1 pseudogene is annotated in these 1,291 nt (G+C 61.2%); it reads right to left on the bottom strand.

Annotated elements, in window-relative coordinates:
* Positions 1 to 91: 91 nt before the first annotated feature.
* A pseudogene (gene istA, locus A3AG_RS30890) lies at positions 92 to 847 on the bottom strand (IS21 family transposase); the annotation flags it as partial.
* Positions 848 to 1,291: the final 444 nt, after the last annotated feature.

Here is a 1,291-nt window from a genome sequence, read left to right as displayed (position 1 = left end):
CAAGGTCATCAAGCGCCGCGCGTACGGCTATCGCGACGAGGAATACTTCTTCCTCAAAATCCGCGCAGCCTTCCCCGGAATTCCTCGATGAACCCTTTTTCTGTGGGTCCCGTGGCGGACAGGGGTCAATGCGGAAGCCATAGCCCTCGGCACATTGCGCGTAGGCCCGCTGAACTTCCGGTTCGTAGATGCAGGCCCTGGTGATGGCGCACTTGGGGTTATCGATGATGAGCCGCACCGGCACCCCATGAAACCATTCGAAGGCATGTCGGTGACACTGCAGCCAGGTGGCAATGGTCTGGTCGCGCACGATCTCGACGTACTGGTGCCGGGACCAGCAAAGCGTCATGACAAAGTACCAGGTCTTGTGGATCTCGCCGGTATACACATCGGTGAGCGTCGGGCCGGCGCCAAAGTCAATCTGCGCGGCCTCAGCCGGCTTGAACTCTAGCCGCATGGGGACTTCCGGTACCTCAGATTCCTTGATTTGCTTGAGGAACCGGTAAATGGACGACGTGCTACCGCAGTAACCATGGTTGCGCTCGAGGGCGCTGAGGATCGTCGTGCCCTGAATGCCGGCCGCGTGCCACTGCACAATCTGTTCGCGCCAGGCTTCCAGCGGCGACACGCAACTGGGGGGCAACGGTGCTGCCATGCTGTCGCGGCCGAAGACCTCGGCCAGCTCCGCGTCGGTGGGCAACGGGGTGTCGGGACCTAGCCAGCCCCGGTTGCTCGCGGTCTCTCGGACCTGGGACAGCTTGCGCCGCCCCATCGTCTTGGATCGGGCGATGTCCCGGTCAGAATCGCCCTGGCGCATCCGCACCAGGACCTGTCGGTAATGAAACATCTCGAACCTTCTGTTCATGCTCCCTTCCGGCCAAAAGCCGGAAGCGTAGCGGTCAATGAAAGGAGATCGCCGCCGTAATGGACGACCAAAGCCATCAACTACATGCTGAATGTGAATCGCCGGCATGATGGAGCCAATCCGTCGCCGGCGTATTGGCGCCACCAGATCTTCGGCGTAATGGCGCCAGGGAATCACCGGCGTAATGGCGCCGGCGAATCTGGAGCCACTGCCTGGCTCGGGCTCGAACTTCAACAGGTGCGGCAGCAAAGGAGGTCCCGGCCCCTACTGGACAGCTTCGAAGTGTGGTTGCGAGAGCGGCTATTGACGCTCTCGACGCAGTCGGAAATTGGATTCGTGTGTCTCGTTGCTGCGCTTGCGACCTTTGAAGCTGCCGCCGGCGTCATCGTCTTGGTCGTCGCCATCCTTGCGCACGAAGCTCTTGTG

This window comes from Cupriavidus neocaledonicus, assembly GCF_000372525.1.
GTDB classification, from domain to species: domain Bacteria; phylum Pseudomonadota; class Gammaproteobacteria; order Burkholderiales; family Burkholderiaceae; genus Cupriavidus; species Cupriavidus neocaledonicus.
This window is presented reverse-complemented; position numbering and strand designations above follow the sequence as displayed.